Here is a 24,771-nt window from a genome sequence, read left to right on the forward strand (position 1 = left end):
ATTCGCAAAAACAACACCAGCTGTAGAGGAACAAGGAACCTGTCCCCAAAAAATCTGGCACCTAAACATTCCGGTTTGTGACAGGCACCGACTTCTGCCGCTTTTCTTTTGGGATCGTTAGGGGATTTCCTATCAAATACTTACTATATGGAACATAGGTAAACATTTTTGATACTACCATTGATCCAAACGTACAAAAAACAGCAGCAAATAAAAAATAGCCTAGTGGACTAAGATAAGCAATGGTTGGTAAATAATAAAGAAATACTTTATGAATTAAGTAAATCGTAAAAGAATATTTACTTATTAGAAGGATCATCTCTGGTATCCTCTTTAGTTTTGAAGTCCAGGTAATGATCAACAAAATAACACTCACCGTATAAAAAATATAGTCTACTCTTTTCGATGAAACCTCTGGTAATATGTCGCTTCTCACTAAGAAAACAATCAAAAAGAGTGCTAGTACGGGAGATATCGTTAACACCATTTTATGCTCTTGAAGCTTTCTCTTAAAAGCCTCATAATTTTTCCCACAATAATAGCCTAAAACAAAGTAAAAAAGCCAACCAACACAGAAAAGCCAATACCCTCTTTGCCAAACATACTCTCCCACAGATGTTTGAACTGGTTCTGTAAAGTTAAAGAAGATTAGATAGCTGGCATTTATGATAAAAGCTATGCTTAATACTCTAGCAGGAGACCACTGTCTTAAGTATTTATGAAAGAGTACGTGTAATAAGTAGAATTGAAAGATAATTAAGATAAAGTAGCCAGTGTACCCTCCTAAAAAAACATTTAAGACAACTTGCTGAAGAAATTCGGATTGAGACTTACTTTCAATCGCTGCAAATACCACGCCCATAAAAGCAAATGGTACTAATAAATATTTCACACGTTTCCGAAAAAAGTCTTCAGGAACTCCATTTGGATAGGCATGAGCAAGCAGCATTTCAGAAAGAAAGACAAAAGCCGGTGTTCCAAAAAACGCCATAAACCTTATAAAAATCAAGACATGTTCATCAAACTGAGAAATCGAATGATCATAATTGGCTAATGTCGTGTTAACAGCATGTGTCAAAACAACTGCTAAGCAAGAGATTGATCTAAGCCAATACGCTTCCTTTATGATTGATTTCTCTCCCAATTAGACCTCCCCCTCTCATTTAACCATTTATGAAAAGATTGGTCCAAACTCTCCCTGATTAATCAATTTAGCTGCAATTTGAATCATAGTACCTATTTACTCACTTCAGAACAAGCTGTTTAAACAATCTTTTAGTATTTTATATAATTGAAAAGGGTCAGACCCACTATTGTTGGAGAGTTTTCGTTAATTTTAAATTAAGTTAAATAGTTATACCGTTTTTCAGTTGGTAGCCGCATTTGCCTTTGTACCGTTTAGCGTTTCAATCAATCTCCTCCTATCTTCATCTTCTCAAAGATTAATTGTTTATTGATTCCTCTTAGCATAATGTGGTAAATCCCACTTCTGTTTTTTGTCCTTGATTTTTTAGGCATATTTGATTCACCTCAAGGTTAAATTTGCATGCGCTTTGGATAAAAGATAGTTGACTGGATTTTTCGAAATGAAATAATGAAGGACCTTAGCAGAGGTTTTAAAGTTTTGATGGAGATGGAAATTAGGTATGAGTTTAATTGCAAATGCGAATTGTATTTTGCAAGGGGAAGCGGTGGGACGGTTCTAACAGAAGAACGAAATCGCTCTGCGATGGCAAAAGGTCAAAACCCCAATGCTATTTAAAGAAACATAGAGTATAATGTTGTTATAAAATTGGCAATAAATACACCTATGGAAGGAAAAAGATTGAAATTCCATTATTCGATACAAGTAGCGAAATCTCTTCTTCTGAATGTGGACATTTCGTGTCAGTTTAATAATAATTTGAAGCTATACTGGAGATCGCGACTTCATTCTTCTGGGGCAATCAAAAATTTTGCGTGTAAGTATAAATATATAGATAGATAAAGGCACAACGAGCAGATAAAAATCCGCTAGTTGTGCCTTCTTTCGCGCAAAACTCCCGATTGTCCCCTGTTAGAACCGTCCCCACGCTTCCCGGAGTTAAAAATGAGGAAATTGATATTAGGACGGACTAATTATATTATTTTTGATTGCAAATATTCGACTATAATTCTTTGAACATGTTATTTCAAGATTTTCTATCGTTTTTAGGTATAATGGAGCCATTCTTTATTATAGTTGGGCTTCTTGTTCTTGTTATTTACAAAAAAATAATAATTTGATTAATTTACCTAACGCGCCGGGGGTCAGACACCCGGAACCTAGGGGATGCTGTACTAAATAAGGTCTTGGTACTTTTGTTTGCTGTAAAGCACACGCATGACAACAACTTCTTTTTCAGCTTCACTGACTAGATGAAAAACAATGTAATTATCAATGATAAGCTTACGATAACCTTTAATTTTTTAATATTTCATCTCTTACAAAACTACAGGAAAATGGGAAATCCTTTAACCTCATAATGTTTGTTTCAATTTTTTCTAAAAGGTTATCTGCTGCATCTTCATTGTAAAGCTCATTAGCAATATAACCATATATCTCATCTAGATCTTCATATGCTTTTCGTGTAACTTTAATTTTGTATTTATTTTCTTCCATGCTTTTTCTTTAGGTCTTTAAAGACTTCATCCCCATCTAAAAGTTCTTCCCCGTTTTTAATTTGTGCCTCTGCTTCAGCTAACTTTTGGTATAACTCCAACTTTCCTAGAGACCTTTCATAAGTTTCGATACTCATTACAACTAAATCCCCATAACCGTTCTTCGTGATAAAAAGTGGTTCCTTGATTTGGTGGCACAATTCAGAGATTTCGGTTGTATTTCTTAAATCCTTTATTGGACGAATTTCAGGCATAATCACATCTCCTCGTGTCATTATTATGCCTTAATTATAACATTATTATGACTATCTACCAATCAAGTTACTCATCCATATTCCAATTTTCAGCTACGTTCCTAAATCCACAGAGAAGCGAAAGGAAGAAAAGAGATTGGAAGTAGCTACCCCTAGAGTAATTAGCATTGTAAATGAATACTCCCGCCACTTAATTTCAGAGAAATTTGAAGTGGGGGTTTCTGAGGTATCGACTTCAAACGACGATTAACCATCAGTGGAGTTGACACATTGGTGTGCTAAAAACACCCAACCCCGCTACCCCGTTGAGTTCTGCCTTCGGGATTACTTTTATTTTAGTACGAATAATGTTGGTTGAAGAAGTGTTCGAATACACGCTTAATACGCTTACCTGAAAATGATTTTTTTGAATCATCTTCACCGGGGATATCATCATTATCAAGAAAGCTTGCTTTTGAAGTGTATGATTCTTCGGTCACTTCGACTTTGATTCCATGACGTTCAACCTTGTACGTAATCATTTGAATCAAAAGACTATGAGGAATGGTCGTGAAAGATTGGTTATTCTTTTTACCCATGTTCGAGTTTTGTTTGCAATCTTTGTTTTGTCCAATGATAATGGTATCAACATCTTCCTCTAAAGCAATTTTCTCAATTTGGTAGCTTGCTTTGTGAAACAAATCTTTGATTTGCCTAAATCGTTTTTGATTGATGTTCTCTAAACGTTTGGATGTGAAAGGACCTTAGGTAGGGAAGCGTGGGAACTGTCCCCGTGCTTCCTCACGTTACCAAAGGTTTTAATTTATTTAATACTTCCTGTACTACTTCATTTGGAGCTTCATCTACCACACGTACATTCCTTTTTCTTGACTTAAGGTCTAGACTTTTTACATGGTGAACGAGGACAACGCCTTGAACTTTATGTTCATCATCACTTTCTGGTAATGATACCTCAAAGATATTCCCTTTTTTCTTTGACGTAATCGGACATACAATTGTAAATGGAGTTTTTTGATTAAAAATCTCCGGCGAGATAACTAGTGCGGGTCTGTAGCCTTTTTGCTCATAGCCACTTGCAGGATCAAAATCTAACAGAATAATATCGCCACGTTTAAAAGCCATTAAATGAGTTCCTCGCCTTCAATGCCAAAGTCGACTTCTTTATGCTCGGTAGAAGCATCGTATTGATCCATTAGTTCTTCAAGTGTCCATTCTTTTGATTTTGTTTTTTCAATGATTAATGCATTGTTCTCAATACGCATTTCTACTTCTACTCCATTTTCTATAGCAAGGACTTTTTTGAAGGCGGCTGGAATTCGAACACCGCTAGAATTTCCCCATGCTTGAACGGTTGTTTTCATCTTCAAAACCTCCTGTTTCTTCCTTTTCTTCATTTTATCACTTCTCCCTTTTAACGTATATACAAAAGTATATCCGTTGTGGAAGTAATATATGCTTCATTATGAAATGGTGTAGGAAGCGGTGAGACGGTTCTTCCCCAGTCATATTCACCAATTACTCAAACACTTTATTCTTTATTTTTATATAAATACATAGTAATAGGTGCAAATATCGCCATAATGATTACGGATGCTATAATTACCCATCCAATTTGTTCAAATGTGGCCGTACCGTGCATCAAACCTCGTGATGCTGTTACAAGCAGTGAGATTGGGTTTACATCAACGAAAGCCTGTAACCAGGAAGGTAGTGTCCTTGGATCGACAAAAACGTTGCTGATGAAAGTTAATGGGAACATGACTAACATACTTACACCCATGAGGGATTTCTCTGATCGTAAAATTAACCCGAGTGTCGTCCAAATCCAAGACAAGCTAAATGAAAATAAGATGAGAAGCGCCACTGTAGCAACTATACCAAGTGATCCTCCTTCTGGCCGAAAGCCCATGATAAGACCGAGGGAAATCATAACCGCAGATGCTAACGTATAGCGAACAGAATCCACAAGAAGCATCCCGACTAAAATAGAAGGACGCCAAATAGGCAAGGAACGGAAACGATCGAAAATCCCTTTTGAAATATCATTGTTTAATTCCACCCCCGTGTACATCGTAATCTGTACAACGGTCATTACTAGAATACCCGGAAGGAGAAACTGCAAATATTCACTTGTTGAGCCAACTATAGCACCGCCGAATAAGTAGGTGAACATTAACAGGAACATGATTGGAAATGCGGTAACATCTAAAAGCTGTTCAGGGACGTATTTTATTTTAAGAAGAGCACGCCAGCCTATTGTCATAGAAGAGCTTACACCATTAGGTCTTTGCGGACGTGTACGTACTGATAATACTTTTTGGATTTTATCCGTCATCGATTGGTCTACTGTCGTTTTATTGGATGTTTTCACTGTACTGCCTCCTTTACCTTTTTACCGTTTTATTTGCCCTTATCAGCTTCTTCTTCTAAAGGAGGTCGTCCTGTCAATGTAAGAAATACTTCATCAAGGCTAGGTTGACCAAGTGAAAAATCAGTAAGCGTAATATTAGAACGAATCAATTCTCCTAATGCGTCTGTTGCCTGCTCCGTGTCCGAAACTTGTGCTGAAAGTGCAGTCGGATCGGAGGCAAAAAGAATAGGCACATTTAGCTTTTGAGCAAGTATTGTTTCTGCCTTTTGTCTTTCTTTTGGGTCTAGTAAACGAACATGAAGCGTACTTGAACCGACAGATGATTTAAGCTCCCCACTCGTTCCTTCCGCAATAATTTTACCTTGATCAATGACACCAATCCTGTCAGCAAGTTGATCTGCTTCTTCTAAATATTGTGTAGTCAATAATACAGTAGTTCCTGAGTTAACTAATGCTCGAACGATATCCCACACTTGATTTCGGCTGCGTGGATCCAGCCCTGTCGTTGGCTCATCAAGGAATAACAATTCCGGTGTAACGACAATACTTGCCGCGATATCTAATCTGCGCCGCATACCACCAGAATATTTCTTCACTTGGCGATTTGCAGCCTCCTCCAACCCGAAGGCATTCAACAATTCCATCGCTCTCTCCTTCGCTTGCCTTCTTGAAAAACCTAAGAGCCGACCAATTAAGATGAGGTTTTCTAACCCAGTTAAAACCTCATCTACTGAAGCATATTGTCCCGTCAAGCTTACCCGACTGCGAATTTCATCTGCTTCTTTTACAAGATCATAACCAAGTATACTTGCACTGCCGCCATCTGGTGGAAGTAATGTAGCAAGCATTCTGACTGTAGTTGTTTTACCAGCACCGTTCGGCCCTAAGAAACCATATACAGTCCCTTTAGGTATCGTTAAGTTTACACCATCTACGGCACGATTTTCACCAAATTCTTTGACAAGATTCTTTACTTCAATTGCTAATTCTTGTGACTTGTTAAATGTTTTGTTCAAGCTTTTCACTCCTTCTTAAATTCCATTCCTTTTTAATCTTGGTTGTTTTTCTGTTCAATCACAACCTAAACATTCATATCGAGCATAACCTAGATCAGTTGTACTACATCGAATTGCTTTTTGTACCGTTTCTTTCATATCTTCTAGGTAAGCCTCTGGATAGGAGTCTGAATACATTTTCCAATACCTATTGAAGTGGTCTTTATAAATTTGTTTAATGATACCGCTTTTGTTACCCTTCATGATCGTACATCCCCAATATTTATACAATCATTATACTGAACACTTATCCCCATTTCGATAATTTTTATAATTTCCTTAATCCAGAAAATCGCCCGTTTGTTGAAGAAGAATGATGATCAAGTTATTAATTTACCACATACAAAAAAGCACCACTTTACTTTGAGTAATATGGTGCTTTTTAAAAAGAAAATCAACTATTATTAGCAACTTGTGTTGAAATTTGCCAGGCTACGCCGAATTTGTCTGTTACTTGTCCATATGATGGGCTCCAGAAAGTTTCTTGAAGTGGCATTACTACTTGACCACCTTCTTGTAATTTTTCGAATACTTCTTTTGATTTTTCTACATTATTTATCATGATGGCTACGGTCACTTGTGATCCAATTTGGTATGGTTGACCTGGGAATGTATCAGAAATCATAAGATCAGTATTACCGACTTTTAAATGTGCGTGTAAAACACGGTCTTTTGCATCAACAGGAATACGGAATTCTGGATTTTCAGGCATTTCTCCGAAAGTTTGAACGCCTTCAACTTTTGAAGGGAAATGCTGTCCACTTCTTTTAGAAAAGGATAATTTTCTTTCAACTGGCAAACCGCCTTTACCGAGTCGTACTTATTGAAAAACTCGCCTTTCCATTTGTTTAAAGGCAGTTGACCATTCTGCTTCATCTCTTCGACGATGTACCAATAGGCATCTTTTTCTTTCTGCTTACCAAGGAAGAAGTTGAACACAAATCTGGAACACCCAATCGTTTTATTTATCAGCTCAATTTGTTTTTCATTCGGGAAGATACGGAACTTAAAAGCCTTCTTCACTAGCATGATTTCACCCCACTTCACAGGAACGTATGTTCTCATCATATCACAGTGAGGTTCGTTTTGTCTATCGCCAACCGACATTCATCTCCCCCTTATCGCTGGGCTAAAGCCCTTCTCGCGATTGAAGAGGGAGTCTTCTGTCGTTAATGATAAAACTAAACCCTGTGAATAACTTAGGTTGTGTGGAAAAGTAGCTGTATAACTAGACGTTTATCCACATTTACTATAGATATATTGTTAGTTTTTCTATACTGGAGTTATTAAAAAATCGACAATAAGCTTGTAACAACATAGCCTTATCTAGCAATCTTTAACTCACCACCAAGTCATTCCCTTTTGCAACCTGAAAGGAGAAAACGTTCGTTTCAATTAATTGCCGAATTTGCATTCTATATATGGTCAGAACTAAAAACCCGCTCATTTTTGGAAGTTAGCGGGTTTTTAGCGTTCTACAACATCACTCCGATGTTTCCATGGACGCCTGGACAGCCGGATTAATTTCCGTGTGAGGATAGTTAATTTGTTCATCAAATTCTACCCAGTCGAGATTTGCCATCAGCAGCAGGTAGCGTTTACCGCTGGACGGGTCGCTGATGATGATATGGTCACGGCCAGCCGTTTCAACGCGCCCGTGGTAAACCATTGAATTCCACTCGTTGTTACCTTGGTAAGTAAAGTAGAATGTACCAACCTTGCCTTTATTAAAGCGCAGGATATTTTCGATAAACGATTCTTCCACCACGCCTGTCGGTAGCTGCTGCCCAGTCCCCATCGGGACCACTGGCACAGAATACGCGGGTCCAGAAGGCATACCCGCCGGAAAGCCGTTTGGTTGTTGTGCGGCACCGTTCTGCATCATGGGAGCTGGATAAAAACCACCATTCATTGGATAATAACTAGAGTTTCCACTAGTCATGAGAAGATCAACTCCTTTTTAATTTATCTATAAAACTCTGGGCAGTAGCCCGGTACAGCGACATAGAAGCAATGATTTTTGTACGCAAATTCGAACTGCGTCATAGGGGATCTTGGCATTGTGGCGGTACATGGATCGCGGTATGTTTGCCCCGGACTCGGATTAAAAAACCACAAATTCATTCTGGCTCGAGGGTTCCTATGACCTTGCAACAAATTCCTAGCCCTTTGAAGGTCTTCTTCGTTGGGACGCTGTGTATACAATGCCCCATTTAAAACAGGCTCGAAGTGAGGAATTCCAGTTCCCGGTATGGTTTGATAGATGGCATGTCTGATATTGCGCAAATTTTTGAAGTCCGGTTCACAGTCTGCCTCGACCCGATTGGCCACAACTGTTCCTACCAAGTCCATCCCTTCGGCTCCCTCACCGACCGCCTCCGCCAGCATGAGCCTTGCTAACTCCTCCACGTCACGTGAAGTATGTTTTATTCGCCTACCCATTTTCTCACCCCCTTCGCCTATACAAGTAACTTATTGCCTGAAGTGAGTTTTGGTAACTTGCCTATCCGCCCAAACCTTGGAAATTGCATTTTCAACGAAAAGAGTCTTGTCCTTTTCCCTAGTTTTTCACTACACAAATATGATTTATTTGAATACTTATTAATCAATGTAACTATAGTATTTTATAGTGGATTAGTATTCCTTCTATTTTTTGTGGGTGGGGAATCTACCAAGTATTCAAGATAATTACAAAGAGATTAACATTGCTCGTACCATTCGCTGACGTATCAATCCGAGCGTTTCTTTGAGTAACAACTCATTGATTCTGCAAATCCCCCCTCCCCCTGCTGTTCTCCTCTACTGACACTCTCCCTATTATCCGATGAACTTATAATTTGGAGGAAAATGATTTTTTCTCCTGTTAAAAAAATCAATACAGTGAGCCAGTCGCTCGATCCCTCGTTTAATTTGACTCTCGTTTACTTGCGAAATGCTTAATCGAAGGAGATTGTCCTTTTTGTATTCTGGCAAAAACATCCGTGAGGCGTCATCCACCAATATATGCTCCTCGTTTAGCTTATGAACGACTTGTTTTGCCGTTACATTCTCGGGCAATCGGATCGTTAGATAGAAGCCAGATGTCGGTTTTGAAAAATGAGTATGAGTCGGCAGCAATAAGTCACAGGCTTCTTGGAGGATGTTCATTTTGGTTTGGTAGACTTCTTTTATTTTTTTGAGATGACTAGGAAACATACCACTTTTTAAATAGATTTCGAGTGCCCCTTGCGACAGGGCGGAGCTCGTAAAATCTGCACTAAATTTGTATCGTAAAAATGGATCAACCATTAATGTAGGCAAAACAATGGTCGCTACCCGTAACCCTGGGAGGAAAATTTTCGAAAAGCTTTTCAAATAAATCACTCGCCCCGAAGGATCAAACGAAAACAAAGGGTCTGACTTGGCATTTGGATCAAGGTCCCCTAAAAAATCATCTTCAACTATATAGACATCATATGTTTCAGCTAACTCAACAATTTTTTTCTTTTCGCTATTTGAGTAACTATGGCCAAGCGGGTTGTGAAATCTCGGGATCATATAGAAAAATTTAATATCATTGTTTCGAAAAATGTATTCCAGACGATCAAGATCAATGCCTTCCATCGATAGCTCAATTCCAAATGCTGTAGCTTGTTGTAAATGGATCGACTCAATGATGCCAAAATACGTAGGCTGCTCAATGAGAATATTGCTTTTTCCATTTGGAAACGGCATAGAAACGAGTAAATTAAGAGCTTGCTGTGAGCCTGAAACAACGACTATTTTTTCCGGTTGAGTGAACACTTGTAGATTCTGCAAATATTTCGCTACCTGTGCCCGTAAAGAGGAAAGCCCTTGTTGATCAGAGTACGTAAAAAGCTCCTCCTTATATTGGTCAATGGCTTGATTCATACAATGTTGAAAATCAACATAAGGCATCTCCTTTTTATCTGGACCAGCCGACAAGAAATCAATCACGTCCTTTTCATTCGGCGTATTTTGAAAATCATTGACAACAAAGTAACCACTTTTAGGGACAGCATAAATGAAGTGCTCTTTTTCTAATTGTTCGTATGCTTTAATGACCGTATTCTTGCTACATGAAAACTGCGCAGCTAACTGACGAACAGAAGGAAGTTTGCTGCCTGCCGTAAGCGCTCCACTTGCTAACAGACGCTTCATTTCTTCCATAATTTCAACATATTTTGAGCTCATCCAACGATCCTCCCTTTCATCTGTACAGGTACAGATTGGTTAAATGATGATTTATTTTGATGAGGTGTACCTATTAATATAGTAATTATAGCAGAGCAGTTTTTCAAGAAAATGGTACAGATCTCATTCGAAGAAAAAGGGGTAGGATACGATGCAAAGAGAAACGAGAGAGAAATTGGGGTTACTGTTCGGATTCGTTGGTGTGATTTGTTTTAGCTTAACGCTCCCGGCTACAAGCGTTGCCGTCACGTATTTTGGGACGACGATTGCTGGGTTAGGAAGAACGATTGTTGCCGCTATTTTAGTAGCGATTATATTGATTGTTCGCAAAGAAACACTCCCTTCGTCTAGCCAATTCAAACGTCTACTTGTCGTTGCCCTCGGTGCGGTCTTAGGCTTTCCTCTTCTTACTTCTTGGGCAATGGAATCGCTGCCTGTTTCTCACGGAGCGGTGGAGTTAGCTCTGTTGCCATTAGCGACAGCTGGATTCGCCCTAGTTAGGGCCGGTGAAGTCCCCTCTCTCAAATTCTGGATTTCAAGTATCATCGCCTCTTTGGCTGTAATTGTGTATGCCCTTCATCTGGGATTCGGTCAATTGCAAATGGCCGATTTGGCTTTACTAGCAGCAGCGATAATCCTTGGACTTAGCTACGCAGAAGGTGGAAAACTAGCAAAACAATTAGGTAGCTGGCAAGTCATTGCTTGGGCGATTGTGATCGGCGCCCCGTTTTTCATTGTTCCCGTTGGGTTACATCTTACAACCGACATGCTCGATGCCCCCGTACATGCTTGGGTCAGTTTGATGTATCTTTCAGTTGTTAGTCAATTTCTCGCCTATGTTGCTTGGTATAGTGGAATGGCTCTGGGCGGAATCGCCAGAATTAGTCAGATTCAATACTTACAACCTTTTTTAATGATCCTATTTGCAACAGTGTTCCTTAATGAATCGATCACCTTTTTTACGCTTGTCATTGCCGTCATTGTTGTTTGTTCTGTAATCGTTGGCAAAAATGCCCCCATATCCAAAAAAAAGCACGCTCAGAGAACGACTAAGTAGCTGATCGTGGGTTCGAAGGTGTTATTTTGCAATTGCCAGAACAACAGCAATCGCTTTTTATCCTCGAATTACTGGGAAGCACTGGGACGGTTCTCACGTAGCTAAATTGCACGGGGTCTATAGAAATATAAGTAGTGACAACTGCCTCCCTTACGTAGTTGTTGCAAGAGTAAGGAACTAACAGCATTTCATATTTATCTTCCTACTGTACGTAGCAACTCAACTGTTCTTTTAGAGGAAGCATGGGAACCCGTCCCCTTGCTTCCCACTCTTAACAGAATGGTAGCCCTCATCCGACTTCCTACAATAAATTCTGCCAATCTCTCCTACTGTTGAGCACCCTAATAATTGTTACCGTTTTAATTTTTTCGGATACAATATAAAATATAAAGTAATGATCGACTATTATGGATCTAATTCCCACCTGAGCTAGACGAGCATCATTTATCAAGGTAGCTCTAAGTGGCCTATTTTCTAATGTGCTGATGGCATCTGCAATTCTAGAAATATGCCTTCTTGCCGTATCAGGTTCCAACAACTCCTTCGAAATATACCTGCCAATTTCGAACAAATCTTCCTCAGCAGGATTTGTAATGACAATGTCATATATTGCCTTCATTTTATAAATCCTTTTGCAAATCAGATAATGCCTCTTTAAAAGGACGGACTTTATTCGCTTTCATAGCATGAACACCTTCATCGATCAATTTATAAAGCTCAAATTTACCAACAAGCTTTTCATACGTTTCAATACTCATGACAGCTAAGTCCCCTTGACCATTTTTCGTTATATATACTGGTTCATTGTATTTATGGCAAAATTCCGATATTTCACTATATTTATTTCTTAGATCTGAGCTCGGTCGAATTGATGGCATAAAAGCACCTCCTATAATATATCTATATTTTATCATTTTAACGATACATATTCAATTAAAGCCTTTACCAGTAAAAGACGTGGAACAGAGAGACAGGTTCCTCGTCCCAGTGTTTCTTGCATTCTCTTTAAACCTGTAATATGAGTCATTTCAACTCTATATACGTTTGGGACACAGAAGCTGTTCCACCTAGTCTGATTCAATCCCTAAGTTAAGCAAAGAAAAAGAACCAAAGCCTGTTGGTCCTAGTTCTTCAGAGTTAACGGAAATTATCGTGTCTAATTTTAGGGATAGCAACGCACTGGTATTCAATCTCTGGGACAAGGAACTGAACCCTACCGTTGGGCAACGGATCAAAACTGAACTACATTAAATATTAGCACTCCTATTAAAAAGCAGATACACAATGCCGCACTTACGATTGTTTTCATCCCATCACTCATTGTTTTCCCCTCCAAGTCGCTTGTATCAACATTATGACCAGCTACTTGATTTGATATACTTGGTAACATATGAGTTTGAGAGAATTTCTATAAAAGAAAAGCGACTACCTTTTTCAACATTCGCATCCGTTTGTTGAATAGTCACCATAAAAATTAAAAGGCAAATATAGAATATCGTCTATACCTGCCTTTTAACAATTAGTTTCTAAATATTCGCTTGTCTATGTTTAAGGAGGGACAAACCTGTCCCCTGTTTAGACCTTTAGCGAGCCACGGAACCCCCTGGCAGCATAGTAGGATTCTGCTCCATTGTGGTACACAAAGACAGTGTCGTAGCGACGATCACAAAAGATGGCCCCGCCGAGTTTTCTAATATTAGCAGGTGTTATCACCCAGCTCGATGTTTTCGTATCGAAATTTCCAACTTTCTGCAACTCCCGGTATTGTTCTTCCGTTAAAAGCTCAATGCCCATGTCAGCAGCCATATCAATAGCGTTATTTTCTGGTTTATGCTTTTTCCTTGACTCCAGCGCTTCACGGTCGTAACAAACACTTCTGCGACCCTTAGGACTTTCCGATGAACAGTCATAAAAAATGTATTCGCCCGTCTTTTTATCATGACCAACAACATCCGGTTCACCTTGAGTTACTTCCATTTCATTAAGCGACCACAGTTTTTCAGGATTAGCTTCCAGCTTCGCTTCGACTTTAGCCCATTCAAGACCTTTATGTCGGTTCATGTTTTTCTCAAAACGGGCTTTCAATGCTCTGAGTAATTCTTCACGTTTTTCTAGTGACAACTCCGTATTGCTCTTTGTCATATTAGTTTCCCCCTCAAAGGGACAGGTTCCTAGCCTAGTCCCTTTTTTAATCTAGACGCTGGATCATTGGTGATTGTTGACACACCTTCTAACCTTCTAAGTTTACATCATTCCTATTTTCTTTATCCAATTTCTGCAATGCGTTATTGCTTGGAATTCGCATTTTATTCATATATTTCTTGATTTCGTTATCTGATATTCTTAATTTACCTTTTCCTCTGAAACATGTTGCATATGCACCTTAAACGAATTCAGTGCCTGTTTTTCGTCTCAAACCTGTCCCCTACTGTCACATCCTCAATCAACAATGACAAGTCCTAATAATGATGCGAATTGAATCGCTTGATACGTTGATACAGGAAACCAAACATTGCCGAGACGAGATTCTGTTAAATCGATCCCTACCAGTTTGCAATTTTTGAATTCTGTTCTATGGATAGACGACTGATTTAAATTTGCATTAGAAAAGTCGTAGTTTTCAAAGACAACATCCATACTATCGATATTGGCAAATTTCGTATCGTGAAAATCGCAATTTTTGAAGATCACCTTTGACAAGCGCACCTTATCAACGTTTCATTGTCAAAAGTGCAATCTTTTATTTTGCACATTTCTAATTCTGGATCTACCTCATTAAAAATTTCACTAAACTTCTTTTCAGTTAAATGATTAGGTATTTTCGGTGAGTCTATTTTCACATTTCACAACCTCCCTTTTATAGTAACTTTAAAAAATGATTCAATAGAATAAAAGACTATTATTATAAGGAGATTTGTGAGCAATGAAGAAGTTCCACGTATACAGTTAGTAAAGCGGACCCGCTTTATACCAGGTAACCTTCTAACCCTTTTAATCCAATACTTGTTATTTTTTCGGACATATGGTTTCCTCCAGACTTATAAATTGTTCATAATAGTGCTTGTTCTATTGGAAAAGATGATTGAAGATTAATTAGTGATTACATGGGGGCTTTCAAGGTGATAGATCTGTTACAGTTTCTGAGGTTTGCTATCAGATGGGAAATGTTAGAATTGGGATCAGATCATACTATTAGGATGTTGTAAACGTTAAAAGCAGATTGACTTGTCTTTAACTAGGTGAATTAATAAGAAGTTTCCTTAACGGTGGACTCTTTTGAGGTTTCATATTAAAAACGATGCACGTTGCTGCTCAAATGGTGATAAGGTGAGTGCTAGAGATTGATCAGAGGAACTGTTGTTGAATTTTCATCATTTTTTTGCAGAGGATTTTTAAAATGGGCAGAGGTAGGGAAGCGTGGGAACCGTCCCCGTGCTTCCTGCTTCGGCTCTGAGATAATTACTGTTCGGACTTAACATATGGCTTTAAGACTGTGGAAATTTCCTCTACTAGTTGTTTAGAAGTAACATTAGCAGATTCCGAACCTTTTTTATACGCATCCTCTAGTATTTTCATTAAGCGTTGTTGTGTTAATATTTCGTCTTCTTTAACGGCACTCATTTCTACTCTCCCCTACACATGTAAGAAATCACCACTAATTCTTTTTGTTGTGTTTTTTATTCGTTTTCTACTAATTGCTGCAATGCAACAGTCCAATTGAGTTCATTTACTTTACCCAGGTTTTAGATAAATCTGTTGCACCTCTTCTTTGCAATTCGACTTCTAGAATTTCAATAAAATCTTTTTCTAGATTCAATTCAATTGCCTTCTCATATACTTTTAATAAATCATGAGTCTTTAGTTTAAACATATCTCTTCTCCTAAAAAGTATTAATGATACTCGGCACTTGCCAAGCAGTGGAGTTAGTAAACCTAAAAGCTTTGCTAGACATACAGAAAGGTCAATTTTCAAGGTGCGAAAGTTGAGTCAATTATAGTTAATGTCCAAATTTTTCTCATTTGGTGTAGGAGGCATATTGAATCCCTCCTATTGAATTACATACTACTATACTCAAGGTATTGAAGCCTATGCCTTTCCTCGTAATTAGTAACTATTATTTATTTCCCCATTTTCCACAATGATTTTACAATTTTCTTCGTAGCTTAGTAGGTATAGGATAAGAGCCTCATACTTTTGCATTTCACTTTGAAAAATCAAACACACGATCTTCTTTTTGACTTTCAAATAAAGCCGTACGACGACCAAATGCGCTGTTTTCTTGACATGGGACGGGAACCGAGAACACTCGGAATCCTCAATGAAAATGCCCCTTGAAAAAGTCTAGGGGGCATTAATAGTAACTTTGATATTTTTAACATAATAAAAATAGATTTAGTTTAATTATTGCGACTTATATTCTATCTCTAGTCCACGTAACTCCAGTTTTTATTATTTTGGCTGGAGAACCTGCAATCGTACAATGCGGATCAGTAAAAGGTTTAGTCACAACAGATCTAGCACCAATGATACAATCATCTGGGATTACTGAACCTTTAGAAATAAGAACATTGGCTGCAACCCATACATGATTTCCTATTGTAACGTCTTTCGCTATATTTAAGCGTTCTTTCGTTTCTACATCAAGAACCGAATGAGCATCTGTAGTTCGTACAGCTATATCGTAAGAGAACATACAGTCCTCACCAATCTCAATGTTTTTTCCTTCTCCTGAAAGAAGGTACACATTTTTAAAGGTAGTGCGATCACCAATAGAGATTTTTTGGCGTTTTCCTTTTAGATGAATGTGACCAATAATGTCTGTTTCCACACCAATGTAGATTTCATTATTTGACCCTCCTATATGGATCAATAGGTTAGAAAGTTTAGCGTCCTTTCCAATAATAATTTTATTTTTGGAACCAGTAATTTTCAACTCAACATTTCTAAAGGTGTAATTATCCTCATGTAAATCTAACACATTGTTTTTTCCATAGATCTTTGTTTTTAACCCTTTAATTTCTTCTTGTAAAATCATTAAAGCCTCCTAATTCAAACCATATTATTACATATATTGAATTGTATCATTATTTGAATATGAGTTGAGATGAAAAAGATGGATTATAGCAAGGAATACCTTATAATCATTAGCGCCATCTGCCAATAAAATCTGAGCAAATACGAACAATTCCTTCACTAGTAAAAAAGAAAGAATCCCAGCTAAGCACACAAGAGAAACATTTAAAACGATTTGAAAAACCTTCGGAACCATTTTTAGGATATAGCTGTAATTCCTTCTCATCTTTACCACCCTCCTCCTCTTCTTTTCTATTCAACAATCATCCGATTTTACCCTCTTCCATTTTTCTTCTAGTACTGACACCTTCCCTACTCAGCCTAACGACCGCGCCTCAGACGATTGGTTTAAGCCGACAATTGATTCGTGTATTAAAAATATTACGATCTCTTTTAATTGATTGCGATCGTCAGGAACCACAATCCAAAATGTTTCAGTCATAATCTAATAGAAAGACCATATATAAGTACTAACACTTCGTAAAGGTGGTAGGATTATATGAACTATAAATACTTAGCATTTTGTACAAGCTGTGGTTTCCCTACTGAACTAACGAAACATGTATTGCATCATTACTTCTCCAACCAAACAGTTAATATTTTCTATTGTCATCAATGTCAAACAGAAAATAAAATACCAGATTATCTAAAGAAAATTGCAAAGGAATTAAAGTAAAACAAAAATAAAACGGAATCAGAGTTGCCATCCCTGATTCCATTTTTTATTTTCTATCTATTTGTTACTATAGAATGTCCATTCGATCACGAATCGGCCCTGACGCTCTCGCGACTCTTTTACCGATGCATCTGGCAATCCCACACCTCCAATTGTAAACATTTTATTAAGGAAATAAAGAAAACTGATCAAAAATCTCTAGAGAATTACGCCCGTTTCCATTCTCAATATGTAAAATCCTGTAACATATGAAAAATCAGTTTTGGATTGCCAATTGTTGTCTATAATACGGATGATACTTGTTTTTACGTCACAAAGAGAAAAAGAAACCGAGCAGACTGAAATGAATTGGAAGCTGCTCGATTAGGTAAGGAGATGATAGCAATGGGAGAATTGCGAAAACAAGTAGAAGCTCGTAAAGAGAAACTGATTAAAAAGCTTATTAACGTAGGAATCTACAAAAGTGAAGACAAGCACTTATTTGAACTAACCCTTACAGATATTGAACAAATTTACGCATCCTTAAAAAAAGAAAATCATCATAAAAAGAGCGTGCTTAGATGACTATGTTCTAAACACGCTCTTATTCATATTTTAAGAAGGATTCCATACCAACAACGACGAAGCTACATTCAAATAGGTTTTCACCTAATGAAAGAGGCGCAATCCATGATCGTAGTAAGCTCCTGCTTAGCAGGATTAAACGTAAGGTATAACGGAACACATTGTTTAAATGAAAAGATACATCAACTAGTTGATGATGAGAAGAAAGCCGTAACGGTCTGCCCTGAATTGCTTGGCGGGTTTTCAACCCCGAGAGAACCTGCTGAAATCACAGGCGGAGATGGCTATGATGTGTTGGACGGGAAGGCGAAAGTAATCGATCAGTCAGGCAATGACGTAACAGAGCTTTACCTAAGAGGGGCGTATACGGCATTCCAAATGGTAAAAGAACTGAACGCCACCCTTGTTGTTCTAAAAGAAAACAGCCCTTCTTGCGGAAGTTCGATGATTTACGATGGCGGATTTAATGGGACTAAAATTGCTGGGGATGGAGTCACTTCAGCCTTATTGAAAAGAAACAAGATACAGGTCATTTCTGAAGAACAACTGGCTGATTTTTTAACATAAAGGAGAAGCCAAATTTGACTAGTACTTCACATCACCCTTCTCCCCAGTCAACATATCGCGGTCCATCATGACTTTATTCTTCAACTTCCTTAACCTTATGGCCATTAACAGGCTTTCATTGCTTACTGACTCTTCTCCCTTTAAATCAGCAATCGTCCTAGCTAAACGAATGATTTTAAAATTAATATTTAGAGTTAAATCCTCTCATACCTTTTCCTATTCCAATGCCTAACAGTTATGAATATAATTCTTCCCCGTCTTTCATTAGTTCTCTTTATATTTTCAGCTTAGACAGGGAAATATAAAAAGATTGTAAGTTCTAAAGGAGGTTATTACATGCTGTTTATATTTGAAATCATGAAAATGACTGTCAGAATAAAAAAGTTAACCCTTCTGTTTAGTCACTGCAGATGGACAATCATTGTTAATCGTCTCATCTATTGAGAGTTATGCTGTAGAAATGAATAAAGAAATTTACACGATAGTAGAGATTCTCAAGGAAAAGCACATATCAAATTTTGAGCATTCAAATGTTGATGAATTTATTATTGCGGATGAGGCATTATCTGATCTTATGGCTAAAGCTGCAGTTGATAAAGGATCTAGTAAACTAATTATGGAACTTTTAAGTAGAAGAAGCGGCGTTGATATACGTAAAATAAAGAAAAAACAAGTTTGGGATACGTATAATGATGCTTTTGATGATTTAAAAAAGCTAGGAGCAAACTTAATCTCAGATGGAAATGACTTTAATATATTGTCTAAATTAGGTGAACGTATTCCAAGTGAATCAGAGCTTTACGTCATATGTAGTAAAGAGTCCTATAAAAAGATCATGGATGTTCGTTAAGAATATTTATATTGACAAGATCGATAAAGAGGAGTAACTTTTCTAGTAGTTAAAATATTATATTAAACCTTTATTCGCTTAATCATTCATGAGCGGGGGAACCACTATTGATGGATATTTAACCATCTTGGGGTGAATCTTACTTAGTAAGACGGGATACTCTTAGTCCCTAATCCGACAGCTAACCTCGTAAGCGTTATTAAAGAGAAGGTTCTTTGGGACCATTCTTTGTGATGGTCTTTTTTATTTGGAGAAAAAGGAGCAGCTTGGAGTGGCAGAAAAAAAGAAACAGTTTGCAGTTATTGGTTTAGGTCGTTTTGGAGGAAGTATATGTAAAGAATTATTTAGGATGGGCCATCAAGTATTAGCTATTGACATTAATGAAACAAAGGTTACTGAATTTGCTCAATATGCTACGTATGCTGTTATAGCAAACTCTGCAGATGAAAAGGCATTACTGACTTTAGGGATTAGAAACTTTGAACATGTAGTAGTTGCTATCGGAGATGATATACAAACCAGTATTTTAACAACGCTTGTGTTAAAAGAAAATGATATACCTAACGTCTGGGTCAAAGCGCAAAATTCTTATCACCATAAGGTTCTTGAAAAGATAGGCGCTGACCGAATAATCCATCCAGAACACGATATGGGCATACGGATTGCCCAACATCTAACCTCCGAAAAAATTGTAGACTATATCGAACTATCAAATAAGTACAGCATAGTGGAGTTATTGGCTACAAATAAGGTTAATAATAAATCACTTATTGATTTAAATATACGAGCTGAGTATGGATGTACCATTCTAGCCATTAAACGTGGTGAGGATGTGAATGTGTCACCTATACCTGAAGAAGTCATCATAGAAAAAGATCTCCTTATTGTCATTGGACATAAGAATGACTTAAAACGTTTTGAAGATGAAGGCTTGTAGATAAGTAATGTTATGAAGTAAATAAACTATTAAAGAAGGTTTTTTATATGGCTAAAATAAAAGAGCATTTAAGTCATCTATCAGCTGTGCAGATTATTGTTTTGTATTACGTTGTTGCAGTAATTGTTGCAATGATTTTATTTAGTTTACCTATTGCACAAAATCCTGGTACTCAATGGGGTTTTATAGAAGCTCTATTCACTGCTGTAAGTGCGGTAAGTGTAACAGGACTAACGGTTGTTTCCACCGCAGAAACCTTTAGTGTGCCAGGGACCTTTATCCTTGCTTTTGTTCTGCAATTTGGTGGAATTGGGATTATGACATTAGGAACTTTCGTCTGGATGCTCTTTCGCAAAAAGATTGGATTACGAGAAAGGCAATTGATCATGACGGACCAAAACCGTGGAGAAATGGCAGGGTTAGTTATGATCATGAAACAGATTTTGATTATGATTCTAGCTATTGAGGCTGTTGGTGCTCTAATTCTCAGTATACACTTTCTACAATATTTCCCGACTTGGCAAGAAGCATTTATCCAAGGTTTCTTTGCATCAGTAAGCGCCACAACAAATGCTGGGTTTGACATTACCGGTAGTTCACTAGAGCCCTTTGCTCATGATTATTTTGTTCAATTTGTAAATATGATTTTATTAGTATTAGGTGCCATTGGCTTCCCTGTTCTAATTGAATTAAAAGAATTTCTTACGTCAAAAGAAAAACCATTTAATAAGCGTTTCTCCCTTTATACAAAATTAACAACAACAACGTTTGGGTTGCTTGTTCTGGTTGGGTTTCTTGGTATCCTTTTATTAGAAAGAAATCACTTTTTCCTTGATAAAACTTGGCATGAAACGTTTTTTTATGCTTTATTCCAATCTGTAACTACCAGAAATGGTGGACTAGCAACAATGGATATTGCAGAATTTTATATTCCTACACAGTTATTCTTGAGCGCCCTTATGTTTATTGGGGCATCTCCAAGTAGTGTAGGTGGAGGAATTCGAACCACCACTTTTGCCATTATTATTTTGACAATTTATACTTTTGCTCGTGGAAGAAGTTCTATTAAAATATTTGGAAGAGAAATTGATCAAGAGGATATGTTAAAGTCATTTATAGTCATTAGTGTTGCAATTATGCTCACAGGGTCAGCTGTTATATTTCTTTCCTATATTGAGCCTTTTCCTTTAATCGCGATCATCTTTGAGGTTTGCTCGGCATTTGGAACGACAGGATTATCTATGGGGATTACTCCTGATCTAACTACAGCTGGTAAATTAACGATCATCTTTCTGATGTTTGTCGGTCGAATTGGAGTGTTTGCATTCTTATTTATCATTAGAGGAAAGCTTACAGATGAGCACTATCATTATCCAAAAGAGAAAGTGATTATTGGGTAACCTTGAGCATCTATTAGGTATTTTACCTTAACTCAAGACAATGACGTTCTTACGAGTTAAATGTATATAAGGACAATAGTTACCTAAAAATAAAGCCTGTATCTTAGATTACCAAGTAATCATTGATACAGGCTTTTTTTCCTCTTTTATTCTTGCCTGCATATTGAACAATTATATTCCCCTTTTTAAAGTAATGAGGGTCCGATATATAACTAAATAAAGCATTTCCAATATTCTCATTTGGATGGATACTAGAAGCGTCTTTTTCCATATCCTCTTTTGTTGGATACTCGTATATCAGAATATATTCTCGATTTACATCAATCGCCTTTGGTGGATCGGAAAAAAACTGGGTCTTTCTCATTATTTTCTATAACGCTATAATTCACTTTTGCTTTTTCTAGTTCCTTTACATAAAGATAGAGCGCAATTCTTATTCTGGAATTGCGCCCGATTGCTGAAAATCAGACATAGATTCTATTAGCTGTTACTTTAATAAGAGTATACTTCTATTTACACTCAAAAGAATATTCATTTTTTAATCTCTTTTTTAGGATTAAAAGTGCATAATTCGCAAAAAAACCGACTTAATGTCGGTTCTTTCAGTTCATTTTATTTAGTTTGTGAAATTGCATTAACGAGTTGGGTAAGAGCTTCGTTAATTGGAGTAACTGGACGACCAAGTACTTTTTCAAAATCATTGCTTTCAACTTCTAGTGAACCGTTTCGAATGCTTTCTTGAATTCCTACTACAATCGGAATCACAAAATCAGGTAAACCTAACCCTTTCATGATCTCTGCATATTTTTCGTCACTAATTTGTTGTACAGGTAGTATTTCATTACCCAATACATTACCAAGAGCAGTTGCCAATTCTTCTTGAGTTAAAAGAGGACCAGAAAGTTCATAAACTGTATTTTCGTGACCGTTTCCAACAAGAACCGCTGCCGTTGCATCTGCATAATCTTGTTGCAGTGCCCAGCCTACCTTACCTTCTCCAGCAGAAGTTACCCATGGAGCTCCCCCCATAGCACCTTGAATGCTTCCGAGTTCGTTTTCCAAATACCAATTGTTACGCAAGAAAGAATATGGGATACCTGTCTTAATGATGGCTGCTTCTGTCGCAACATGAGGAGGAGCCATTAAGTTTTTACTTTCTGTTGCATTTGCTAAACTTGTGTAAGCAATAAATTTTACCCCTGCATGCTCAGCTGCTTGGACAGCATTAGTATGTTGATGAATTCTTGTTTCATTGTCACCATCGGCAGAAATAAGTAATAAGCGGTCAATCCCTGTAAAAGCACTATCTAATGTTTCTGGACGATCAAAATCTCCTTGACGAACTTCCACTCCACGAACACGAAGTCCTTCTGCTTTCTCTGGGTTTCGAACACTCACTGCCAGTTCACTTGCAGGTATAGATTTCAATAATGATTCTACAACCTTTGAACCTAATTTCCCTGTTGCTCCTGTAACTAATATTTTCATTTTGTATTCCTCCCATTCGACTTTATCTGTAACAACATTGATTACATGTAATCATTCTAACTACATGTAATCAATTTGTCAACACGTAAAATGCTATTTATTATTTTGTTCGTAATTTGGTATAATAAACTTGTAACCAATTTAACTACATGGTGAAGAAATATAAAATTAAATAACGGAATAATTAATAGAGGTGGTGACTGAACATGTCCATCAGCAGCCGATTCGCTGTCGGAATTCATATATTGACTCTAATTGAATTAAATAAAGATGGAGTAACATCTTCTGAATTTTTAGCTTCAAGTGTTAACACGAACCCAGCCGTGATAAGAAAACTAATGGGAATGCTAAAAAAAGCTGGTTTGATAGAGGTACATCCAGGTATTGCAGGGGCTAGACTCGCAAAGGAATTATCTGATATTACACTGTTCGACGTTTATAAGGCAGTGAATGTTGTACAGGAGAAAGAATTGTTTAGCATACATGAAAGTCCACATCCTGATTGTCCCGTAGGTAGGAACATCCAGAATACAATTGAACCATTATTCACAGCAGCACAATTGGCAATGGAGAAGGTTTTAAGAAATGTTACTTTAGAAGATGTTGTGAAGGATATTGCTACTAAAGAAAATATCTGTTAATAAAGGCATTCCAAAGGAATGTCTTTTCTCTTTATTTCTCAACTAATCTGCTCCGTTTAGCTTAAGTACAGTCTTTCACAATGTCAACTTAAAATGAAGATATTTATTGCCCAGTATGTGTCTACTACGTAATACAAGAGTTAATCTGACCCAAATTTTTATAACACTTTTGAGTCTAAAAAATATGGTTTTATATCTTTTATCACCAGAAGGATTGCAGTGGTAAACAGTCTGTCATTCTTTGGTACACTTTTCGTCATTTGGTGGTAAATGATATGTCAAAGGTGGTACATTTCAATGGCTGTAATCAGCGTTACTCAAACATCAGTTTTTCATAAGATATTTATAGTATCTTCATACTCCCTAACCAGCTTACTAATAAGTCGTCTTTTTCACTCCAATTTCCTGCATAACACTTACAGCTGCTATCTCTCCTGATTTCCATCATCTACAAGGGTGTACCCTTAATGAACAACAAAAGAAAAAATAATACTAATATTTTAGGTTAATAACAAGACAAAAAAGTACAAATTAATTTTTTTCTACAAATGAATAATTTTTCTGAATTTTTTTAATTTTTAGTATTTACAATGAGGAGCTTTTTTTATATAATTAGTACAAGCTATAGCTAATACATAAAAAAGAGGGTGATTCCACCAGATTAGCGAAAGGCGAAAGTGTATTTATGCATACACTGGGTATCAGAATAATCATTATCTAATGGAAAATGAAACAGGTTAAGTACTTTTTAAAAAATCAGCTTCTTGTAACAATGAAAGGATTAGTAAAATCAATGAGTAATGAAATAGCATAAGCGATCTTGTTATTCTGGTCAGAATGAATAACAAGATCGCTTATTTTCGTTGTAAGTGTTAAATATAAATAAAGTTGTTTACTAAATCCCTTTCTTCCACAATAGCGCCCTATCGTATTATAAGGTCATCCAGATTAATATTTATCTGGTTGGCCTATTTTTTTATAGGTTATTCTTTAGGTAGTCGGG

30 protein-coding genes, 3 pseudogenes and 1 riboswitch are annotated in these 24,771 nt (G+C 37.1%); of the genes and pseudogenes, 8 read left to right on the forward strand and 25 right to left on the reverse strand.

The genetic code is table 11. From position 1 onward, the window contains the following. Window positions 1-61: 61 nt before the first annotated feature. From SAZ04_RS12565 to SAZ04_RS12630, 14 genes and pseudogenes are all read right to left on the reverse strand, one after another. Window positions 62-1,144 (reverse strand): acyltransferase family protein, encoded by a 1,083-nt coding sequence (locus tag SAZ04_RS12565; RefSeq protein ID WP_332695601.1) that lies wholly within the window; start codon window positions 1,142-1,144, stop codon window positions 62-64. 1,296 nt (window positions 1,145-2,440) lie between these two features. Continuing rightward, window positions 2,441-2,641, reverse strand: a complete 201-nt coding sequence (locus tag SAZ04_RS12570; RefSeq protein ID WP_332695603.1) for a type II toxin-antitoxin system RelE/ParE family toxin — start codon at window positions 2,639-2,641, stop codon at window positions 2,441-2,443. Continuing rightward, on the reverse strand, window positions 2,628-2,894 hold the full coding sequence (locus SAZ04_RS12575) for a type II toxin-antitoxin system Phd/YefM family antitoxin (protein WP_332695605.1): 267 nt from the start codon (window positions 2,892-2,894) through the stop codon (window positions 2,628-2,630). Before SAZ04_RS12575 ends, SAZ04_RS12570 begins: the two co-directional genes overlap by 14 nt. A 239-nt stretch (window positions 2,895-3,133) precedes the next feature. Continuing rightward, a pseudogene (locus SAZ04_RS12580) lies at window positions 3,134-3,637 on the reverse strand (IS200/IS605 family accessory protein TnpB-related protein); the annotation flags it as partial. A 37-nt stretch (window positions 3,638-3,674) separates the two neighbouring features. Next, complete coding sequence (locus SAZ04_RS12585; protein WP_332695607.1) at window positions 3,675-4,016, reverse strand: type II toxin-antitoxin system PemK/MazF family toxin; 342 nt, start codon at window positions 4,014-4,016, stop codon at window positions 3,675-3,677. Further along, on the reverse strand, window positions 4,016-4,255 hold the full coding sequence (locus tag SAZ04_RS12590; protein ID WP_332695609.1) for an AbrB/MazE/SpoVT family DNA-binding domain-containing protein: 240 nt from the start codon (window positions 4,253-4,255) through the stop codon (window positions 4,016-4,018). Before SAZ04_RS12590 ends, SAZ04_RS12585 begins: the two co-directional genes overlap by 1 nt. A gap of 167 nt (window positions 4,256-4,422) precedes the next feature. Then, window positions 4,423-5,229 carry an ABC transporter permease gene (locus SAZ04_RS12595; protein ID WP_332695657.1) on the reverse strand — a complete coding sequence of 269 codons (807 nt, stop codon included), beginning with the start codon at window positions 5,227-5,229 and terminating at the stop codon, window positions 4,423-4,425. Window positions 5,230-5,294: 65 nt separating this feature from the next. Continuing rightward, on the reverse strand, window positions 5,295-6,281 hold the full coding sequence (locus tag SAZ04_RS12600) for an ATP-binding cassette domain-containing protein (protein ID WP_332695611.1): 987 nt from the start codon (window positions 6,279-6,281) through the stop codon (window positions 5,295-5,297). A gap of 57 nt (window positions 6,282-6,338) precedes the next feature. Continuing rightward, window positions 6,339-6,524: pseudogene (locus tag SAZ04_RS12605) on the reverse strand (transposase zinc-binding domain-containing protein); the annotation flags it as partial. A 190-nt stretch (window positions 6,525-6,714) separates the two neighbouring features. Next, window positions 6,715-7,119 carry a VOC family protein gene (locus SAZ04_RS12610; RefSeq protein WP_332695613.1) on the reverse strand — a complete coding sequence of 135 codons (405 nt, stop codon included), beginning with the start codon at window positions 7,117-7,119 and terminating at the stop codon, window positions 6,715-6,717. A 164-nt stretch (window positions 7,120-7,283) separates the two neighbouring features. Beyond that, window positions 7,284-7,427, reverse strand: a pseudogene (locus SAZ04_RS12615) (helix-turn-helix domain-containing protein); the annotation flags it as partial. Window positions 7,428-7,803: 376 nt separating this feature from the next. After that, window positions 7,804-8,262 carry a spore coat protein GerQ gene (gerQ, locus tag SAZ04_RS12620; RefSeq protein ID WP_332695615.1) on the reverse strand — a complete coding sequence of 153 codons (459 nt, stop codon included), beginning with the start codon at window positions 8,260-8,262 and terminating at the stop codon, window positions 7,804-7,806. 23 nt (window positions 8,263-8,285) lie between these two features. After that, window positions 8,286-8,762, reverse strand: coding sequence for a cell wall hydrolase (locus SAZ04_RS12625; protein WP_332695617.1), 477 nt, complete (start codon window positions 8,760-8,762; stop codon window positions 8,286-8,288). Between the two features lie 375 nt (window positions 8,763-9,137). Beyond that, window positions 9,138-10,514, reverse strand: a complete 1,377-nt coding sequence (locus SAZ04_RS12630) for an aminotransferase-like domain-containing protein (RefSeq protein ID WP_332695619.1) — start codon at window positions 10,512-10,514, stop codon at window positions 9,138-9,140. 151 nt (window positions 10,515-10,665) lie between these two features. On the opposite strand from SAZ04_RS12630, the gene SAZ04_RS12635 reads away from it, so the two are divergent. Further along, window positions 10,666-11,571 carry a DMT family transporter gene (locus tag SAZ04_RS12635; protein WP_332695621.1) on the forward strand — a complete coding sequence of 302 codons (906 nt, stop codon included), beginning with the start codon at window positions 10,666-10,668 and terminating at the stop codon, window positions 11,569-11,571. A 301-nt stretch (window positions 11,572-11,872) separates the two neighbouring features. On the opposite strand, the gene SAZ04_RS12640 is transcribed toward SAZ04_RS12635, so the two are convergent. The 8 genes from SAZ04_RS12640 to SAZ04_RS12675 all read right to left on the reverse strand — a co-directional run bounded on the left by SAZ04_RS12640 (window position 11,873) and on the right by SAZ04_RS12675 (window position 16,905). Continuing rightward, window positions 11,873-12,190 (reverse strand): type II toxin-antitoxin system RelE/ParE family toxin, encoded by a 318-nt coding sequence (locus tag SAZ04_RS12640; RefSeq protein WP_332695623.1) that lies wholly within the window; start codon window positions 12,188-12,190, stop codon window positions 11,873-11,875. A gap of 1 nt (window position 12,191) precedes the next feature. Continuing rightward, on the reverse strand, window positions 12,192-12,449 hold the full coding sequence (locus SAZ04_RS12645) for a type II toxin-antitoxin system Phd/YefM family antitoxin (protein ID WP_332695625.1): 258 nt from the start codon (window positions 12,447-12,449) through the stop codon (window positions 12,192-12,194). A gap of 697 nt (window positions 12,450-13,146) precedes the next feature. Next, entirely contained in the window at window positions 13,147-13,713 is a 567-nt protein-coding gene (locus SAZ04_RS12650) for a DUF4256 domain-containing protein (RefSeq protein WP_332695627.1), read from the reverse strand. A gap of 297 nt (window positions 13,714-14,010) precedes the next feature. After that, window positions 14,011-14,262, reverse strand: coding sequence for a pentapeptide repeat-containing protein (locus SAZ04_RS23465; protein WP_431309000.1), 252 nt, complete (start codon window positions 14,260-14,262; stop codon window positions 14,011-14,013). A gap of 768 nt (window positions 14,263-15,030) precedes the next feature. Beyond that, on the reverse strand, window positions 15,031-15,192 hold the full coding sequence (locus SAZ04_RS12660) for a YwzD family small protein (protein ID WP_332695629.1): 162 nt from the start codon (window positions 15,190-15,192) through the stop codon (window positions 15,031-15,033). Between the two features lie 106 nt (window positions 15,193-15,298). Then, window positions 15,299-15,442, reverse strand: coding sequence for a sporulation histidine kinase inhibitor Sda (sda, locus tag SAZ04_RS12665; RefSeq protein ID WP_332695631.1), 144 nt, complete (start codon window positions 15,440-15,442; stop codon window positions 15,299-15,301). Between the two features lie 541 nt (window positions 15,443-15,983). Next, on the reverse strand, window positions 15,984-16,607 hold the full coding sequence (locus SAZ04_RS12670) for an acyltransferase (RefSeq protein ID WP_332695633.1): 624 nt from the start codon (window positions 16,605-16,607) through the stop codon (window positions 15,984-15,986). Between the two features lie 109 nt (window positions 16,608-16,716). Beyond that, window positions 16,717-16,905: a hypothetical protein gene (locus SAZ04_RS12675; protein ID WP_332695635.1), complete on the reverse strand. Its 189-nt coding sequence runs from the start codon at window positions 16,903-16,905 to the stop codon at window positions 16,717-16,719. Between the two features lie 239 nt (window positions 16,906-17,144). Here SAZ04_RS12675 and SAZ04_RS12680 point away from each other — a divergent pair, with 239 nt between their 5' ends. The 3 genes from SAZ04_RS12680 to SAZ04_RS12690 all read left to right on the forward strand — a co-directional run bounded on the left by SAZ04_RS12680 (window position 17,145) and on the right by SAZ04_RS12690 (window position 18,452). After that, complete coding sequence (locus SAZ04_RS12680) at window positions 17,145-17,321, forward strand: hypothetical protein (protein ID WP_332695637.1); 177 nt, start codon at window positions 17,145-17,147, stop codon at window positions 17,319-17,321. A 384-nt stretch (window positions 17,322-17,705) separates the two neighbouring features. After that, window positions 17,706-17,885: a Fur-regulated basic protein FbpA gene (locus SAZ04_RS12685; protein WP_332695639.1), complete on the forward strand. Its 180-nt coding sequence runs from the start codon at window positions 17,706-17,708 to the stop codon at window positions 17,883-17,885. A 105-nt stretch (window positions 17,886-17,990) separates the two neighbouring features. Continuing rightward, window positions 17,991-18,452: a 2-thiouracil desulfurase family protein gene (locus SAZ04_RS12690; protein WP_332695642.1), complete on the forward strand. Its 462-nt coding sequence runs from the start codon at window positions 17,991-17,993 to the stop codon at window positions 18,450-18,452. A gap of 18 nt (window positions 18,453-18,470) precedes the next feature. On the opposite strand, the gene SAZ04_RS12695 is transcribed toward SAZ04_RS12690, so the two are convergent. Continuing rightward, window positions 18,471-18,638, reverse strand: a complete 168-nt coding sequence (locus SAZ04_RS12695) for a magnesium chelatase subunit ChlI family protein (RefSeq protein WP_332695659.1) — start codon at window positions 18,636-18,638, stop codon at window positions 18,471-18,473. Between the two features lie 235 nt (window positions 18,639-18,873). Between SAZ04_RS12695 and SAZ04_RS12700 the strand changes: the two genes are divergently transcribed. The 3 genes from SAZ04_RS12700 to SAZ04_RS12710 all read left to right on the forward strand — a co-directional run bounded on the left by SAZ04_RS12700 (window position 18,874) and on the right by SAZ04_RS12710 (window position 21,639). Further along, window positions 18,874-19,302, forward strand: a complete 429-nt coding sequence (locus SAZ04_RS12700; RefSeq protein WP_332695644.1) for a hypothetical protein — start codon at window positions 18,874-18,876, stop codon at window positions 19,300-19,302. 65 nt (window positions 19,303-19,367) lie between these two features. Beyond that, a riboswitch (cyclic di-AMP (ydaO/yuaA leader) is annotated at window positions 19,368-19,514 on the forward strand. A gap of 59 nt (window positions 19,515-19,573) precedes the next feature. Then, complete coding sequence (locus SAZ04_RS12705; protein WP_332695646.1) at window positions 19,574-20,239, forward strand: potassium channel family protein; 666 nt, start codon at window positions 19,574-19,576, stop codon at window positions 20,237-20,239. Window positions 20,240-20,286: 47 nt separating this feature from the next. After that, window positions 20,287-21,639, forward strand: a complete 1,353-nt coding sequence (locus tag SAZ04_RS12710) for a TrkH family potassium uptake protein (protein WP_332695648.1) — start codon at window positions 20,287-20,289, stop codon at window positions 21,637-21,639. Window positions 21,640-21,742: 103 nt separating this feature from the next. Here SAZ04_RS12710 and SAZ04_RS12715 read toward each other — a convergent pair whose 3' ends face one another. Together SAZ04_RS12715 and SAZ04_RS12720 are read right to left on the reverse strand one after the other, a co-directional pair. Next, a complete protein-coding gene (locus tag SAZ04_RS12715; RefSeq protein ID WP_332695650.1) occupies window positions 21,743-22,003 on the reverse strand; it encodes a hypothetical protein in 261 nt (86 codons plus the stop codon). 248 nt (window positions 22,004-22,251) lie between these two features. After that, entirely contained in the window at window positions 22,252-23,127 is an 876-nt protein-coding gene (locus tag SAZ04_RS12720) for an SDR family oxidoreductase (RefSeq protein ID WP_332695652.1), read from the reverse strand. Between the two features lie 206 nt (window positions 23,128-23,333). On the opposite strand from SAZ04_RS12720, the gene SAZ04_RS12725 reads away from it, so the two are divergent. Then, window positions 23,334-23,768: an Rrf2 family transcriptional regulator gene (locus SAZ04_RS12725; RefSeq protein ID WP_332695653.1), complete on the forward strand. Its 435-nt coding sequence runs from the start codon at window positions 23,334-23,336 to the stop codon at window positions 23,766-23,768. Window positions 23,769-24,771: the final 1,003 nt, after the last annotated feature.

Origin of the sequence: Halalkalibacter lacteus (assembly GCF_036663595.1) — a bacterium.
Lineage (GTDB): Bacteria > Bacillota > Bacilli > Bacillales > Bacillaceae_D > Halalkalibacter > Halalkalibacter lacteus.

Excerpts from the sequence above, each read along its gene's own strand:
- SAZ04_RS12685 (WP_332695639.1), top strand. The coding sequence starts at position 17,706 with ATGGGAGAATTGCGAAAACAAGTAGAAGCTCGTAAAGAGAAACTGATT.
- SAZ04_RS12660 (WP_332695629.1), bottom strand. The coding sequence starts at position 15,192 with ATGAGTGCCGTTAAAGAAGACGAAATATTAACACAACAACGCTTAATG.
- SAZ04_RS12585 (WP_332695607.1), bottom strand. The coding sequence starts at position 4,016 with ATGGCTTTTAAACGTGGCGATATTATTCTGTTAGATTTTGATCCTGCA.
- SAZ04_RS12720 (WP_332695652.1), bottom strand. The coding sequence starts at position 23,127 with ATGAAAATATTAGTTACAGGAGCAACAGGGAAATTAGGTTCAAAGGTT.
- SAZ04_RS12630 (WP_332695619.1), bottom strand. The coding sequence starts at position 10,514 with ATGAGCTCAAAATATGTTGAAATTATGGAAGAAATGAAGCGTCTGTTA.
- SAZ04_RS12575 (WP_332695605.1), bottom strand. The coding sequence starts at position 2,894 with ATGCCTGAAATTCGTCCAATAAAGGATTTAAGAAATACAACCGAAATC.
- SAZ04_RS12645 (WP_332695625.1), bottom strand. The coding sequence starts at position 12,449 with ATGCCATCAATTCGACCGAGCTCAGATCTAAGAAATAAATATAGTGAA.
- SAZ04_RS12715 (WP_332695650.1), bottom strand. The coding sequence starts at position 22,003 with ATGAGAAAGACCCAGTTTTTTTCCGATCCACCAAAGGCGATTGATGTA.
- SAZ04_RS12725 (WP_332695653.1), top strand. The coding sequence starts at position 23,334 with ATGTCCATCAGCAGCCGATTCGCTGTCGGAATTCATATATTGACTCTA.
- gerQ (WP_332695615.1), bottom strand. The coding sequence starts at position 8,262 with ATGACTAGTGGAAACTCTAGTTATTATCCAATGAATGGTGGTTTTTAT.
- SAZ04_RS12595 (WP_332695657.1), bottom strand. The coding sequence starts at position 5,229 with ATGACGGATAAAATCCAAAAAGTATTATCAGTACGTACACGTCCGCAA.
- SAZ04_RS12650 (WP_332695627.1), bottom strand. The coding sequence starts at position 13,713 with ATGACAAAGAGCAATACGGAGTTGTCACTAGAAAAACGTGAAGAATTA.
- SAZ04_RS12670 (WP_332695633.1), bottom strand. The coding sequence starts at position 16,607 with ATGATTTTACAAGAAGAAATTAAAGGGTTAAAAACAAAGATCTATGGA.
- SAZ04_RS12590 (WP_332695609.1), bottom strand. The coding sequence starts at position 4,255 with ATGAAAACAACCGTTCAAGCATGGGGAAATTCTAGCGGTGTTCGAATT.
- SAZ04_RS12635 (WP_332695621.1), top strand. The coding sequence starts at position 10,666 with ATGCAAAGAGAAACGAGAGAGAAATTGGGGTTACTGTTCGGATTCGTT.
- SAZ04_RS12640 (WP_332695623.1), bottom strand. The coding sequence starts at position 12,190 with ATGAAGGCAATATATGACATTGTCATTACAAATCCTGCTGAGGAAGAT.
- SAZ04_RS12710 (WP_332695648.1), top strand. The coding sequence starts at position 20,287 with ATGGCTAAAATAAAAGAGCATTTAAGTCATCTATCAGCTGTGCAGATT.
- SAZ04_RS12680 (WP_332695637.1), top strand. The coding sequence starts at position 17,145 with ATGAACTATAAATACTTAGCATTTTGTACAAGCTGTGGTTTCCCTACT.
- SAZ04_RS12570 (WP_332695603.1), bottom strand. The coding sequence starts at position 2,641 with ATGGAAGAAAATAAATACAAAATTAAAGTTACACGAAAAGCATATGAA.
- SAZ04_RS12625 (WP_332695617.1), bottom strand. The coding sequence starts at position 8,762 with ATGGGTAGGCGAATAAAACATACTTCACGTGACGTGGAGGAGTTAGCA.
- SAZ04_RS12690 (WP_332695642.1), top strand. The coding sequence starts at position 17,991 with ATGATCGTAGTAAGCTCCTGCTTAGCAGGATTAAACGTAAGGTATAAC.
- sda (WP_332695631.1), bottom strand. The coding sequence starts at position 15,442 with ATGTTTAAACTAAAGACTCATGATTTATTAAAAGTATATGAGAAGGCA.